The sequence below is a fragment of the Bradyrhizobium sp. P2_E8 genome (assembly GCF_056403875.1).
Map to the genome: position 1 here is coordinate 1 of NZ_JBFUES010000967.1, position 2,770 is coordinate 2,770.

The 2,770-nt window shown below is 68.0% G+C and carries 2 protein-coding genes and 1 pseudogene; 1 reads left to right on the forward strand and 2 read right to left on the reverse strand.

Annotated features, from left to right (window positions below):
* Nucleotides 1–623, reverse strand: a 623-nt coding sequence (rsmI, locus tag AC1D00_RS35075) for a 16S rRNA (cytidine(1402)-2'-O)-methyltransferase (protein ID WP_477013832.1), incomplete at its 3' end; no start/stop codon positions are given.
* Nucleotides 624–986: 363 nt separating this feature from the next.
* Between rsmI and AC1D00_RS35080 the strand changes: the two genes are divergently transcribed.
* On the forward strand, nucleotides 987–2,222 hold the full coding sequence (locus AC1D00_RS35080) for a penicillin-binding protein activator (RefSeq protein WP_135178664.1): 1,236 nt from the start codon (nucleotides 987–989) through the stop codon (nucleotides 2,220–2,222).
* Between the two features lie 62 nt (nucleotides 2,223–2,284).
* Here the strand turns inward: AC1D00_RS35080 and AC1D00_RS35085 are convergent.
* Nucleotides 2,285–2,770 (reverse strand): annotated as a pseudogene (locus AC1D00_RS35085) (radical SAM family heme chaperone HemW); the annotation flags it as partial.

Genomic DNA, 2,770 nt, shown 5'->3' on the forward strand with positions numbered 1-2,770 from the left:
ATCTCGGCGAGCTCGGCGAGCGTGTCCTGCACGCGGTTGCCGGATTCGAACATCACCAGCGTCGCATCGATGCGGGCAAGCTCGGCAAGGCGCGACCTGCGCGCGGCGGATTTTGCCGGCAGGAAGCCCTCGAAGAAGAAGCGGTCGGTCGGCAGCGCCGCGACCGACAACGCCGCCAGCACCGAGGACGGGCCGGGCAGCGCGTAGACCGCATGGCCGGCGGCGCAGACCTCGCGCACCAGCTTGAAGCCGGGATCGGAGATCAGCGGCGTGCCGGCGTCCGACACCAGCGCGACCGAGCCGCCTTGCGAAAGTCGCTCCAGGATCTTCGGGCGCGCGGCCTCGGCATTGTGCTCGTGATAGGGCTTGAGCTGCGCGGAAATGTCGTAGCGCTCGGTCAGGCGCCGCGTGATGCGGGTGTCCTCGCAGGCGATGACGTCGACCCCGGCGAGCGTCTGAAGCCCGCGCAGCGTGATGTCGCCGAGATTGCCGATCGGGGTTGCGACCAGATAGAGGCCCGCGGCCGCTTTCGGCGCCACGAGACGATGGGCATCGATGGAGAAGCCGCGCGGTGCGGCGTCTGTGCCTTCAGGCGTATTTATCGGGGCCGGCTTTGCGCGCATAATGAAACGAACTTAGGCATGATCCACGGGGCTGGGAACCGGTCCTCCGAAAAAGATCGTGCCGGGGCAAGAGGGCAAGCGAGGGGCGAGGCAGGAACTGAAGAGGACGGGAATGTGATCCATCCGGGATCAAATTCGTGAGGGGATCAAGCACCAGCGCCATATTCGCGGCGGAAACGCCGCCTTGATGCTGGGTCACGAACGGCGGACAGCTAACCAGGAATTGATGTGCGGCTGCGTTAAGCGATCATTATCCTTTTGTTTTGGTTAACTATTTGCCGACAATATGCCTGAATCCGCGGCTTCTGTCGCGGCAAGTTTGTTGTGACCGGCCGGCGACGGCAGGTCAGAAGAGAAGCTGTCATGCTGGGCCCGCGTCATCCAAAGTCTTCCCATCCGGGGCCCCTATCGTCGGGTGCGACCCGGCGGAGCGCGCTCGGTCTGTTGCTCGGCGCGCCGCTGCTGTCGGCCTGCGCCGGCGTGCAGCAGAGCCTCAGCCAGTTCTCCAATCCCTTCAGCAGCTCCTCCGCGCCCCCGGCTCAGCCGGCCGGCCCGCCGCAACAGGCCACGACCGCCGGCACCGGCGGGGTGAAGGTCGCCGTGATCCTGCCGCTCTCGGCCGCCGGCAACGCCGGCCTCGCCGCGCAGTCGATGCGCAACGCCGCCGAGATGGCGCTGGCCGAATTCCAGAATCCGAACATCCAGCTGCTGATCAAGGACGACAATGGCAGCCCGCAAGGCGCGCAGGCAGGTGCGCAGCAGGCGGTCGACGAGGGCGCCGAGATCATCCTGGGACCGCTGTTTGCGCAGTCGGTGCCGGCGGTGGCGCAGGTCGCGCGCACGCGCGGCATTTCCGTCATGGCGTTCTCGACCGATTCCAGCATCGCCGGCCGTGGCGTCTATCTGCTGAGCTTCCTGCCGGAGTCCGACGTCAACCGCATCGTCGAATATTCCGCCAGCATCGGAAAGCGCTCGGTCGCCGTGCTCGTGCCCGACAATGCCTATGGCAACGTGGTCGAGGCCGCGGTGAAGGCGGCGGTGCCGCGGCGTGGCGGCCGCATCGTTGCGTTCGAGAGATACGGTGCCGATCGCGCCACGCCGGCGCGCGCCGTGGCGCAGCAGCTCGGCAGCGCGGATGCGCTGTTCATCGCCGACGACGGCGATGCGGTGGTGACGGTCGCCGATGCGATGACGGCCGCAGGCGCGAACCTGCGCAACATCCAGCTGCTCGGGACCGGCCTGTGGGACAATCCGCGCGTCTACGCGAATGCGAACCTGCAAGGCGGCCTCTACGCCGCGCCGGATCCGGCCGGCTTCCGCGCTTTCTCCGGCCGCTACCGCACCAAATACGGCGCCGAGCCGATTCGCACCGCAACGCTCGCCTATGACGCGGTCGCCCTCGTCGCCGCGCTCGCGCGCACGCAAGGCACCACGCGCTTCTCGTCCGACGTGCTCACCAACCCCTCGGGCTTTGCCGGCATCGACGGCCTGTTCCGCTTCCGCGCCGACGGCACCAACGAACGTGGCCTCGCGGTGATGAAGGTGACGACCGGCGGCGGCGTCGCGGTCGCGGGCTCGCCGAAAAGTTTTGGGGCGTAGTTCGGGACGACGGTGCCGTAGGGTGGGTTACGCCTTCGGCTAATCCACCCTACGAAATCTCGCTACGCCGCCAGGTCCGCGACCACCGCGTCCAGCACCGGGAATCCGCTGCTCGTCACGCGCAGGCGGCCGCTGGTGTCGACGGTGATGGCCCCTTCCTCACGCAGCAGCGCGATGCGCTTGGGGTCGAGCGGGCGGCCGGAGAGGGCGGTGTAGCGCTCGGGGTCGATGCCTTCGGCGAGACGGAGTCCCATCAGCAGGAATTCGTCGGCGCGCTCCTCGCTGTTCAGGAGATCGTCGGTGACGACGCCATGGCCGCTGGTCTCGACCCGCATCAGCCAGGCTTCAGGGCGCTTCTCGGTGGCGGTGGCGTGCCTGATCCCGTCGATGTCGAGCCGGCCATGCGCGCCGGGGCCGATGCCGGCATATTCCTCGCCGCGCCAGTAGACCAGGTTGTGCCGGCACTCGGCGCCGCGCCGCGCGTGATTGGAGATCTCGTAGGCGGGCAGGCCGAGCCTGTCGCAGGTCTCCTGCGTGACGTCGTAGAG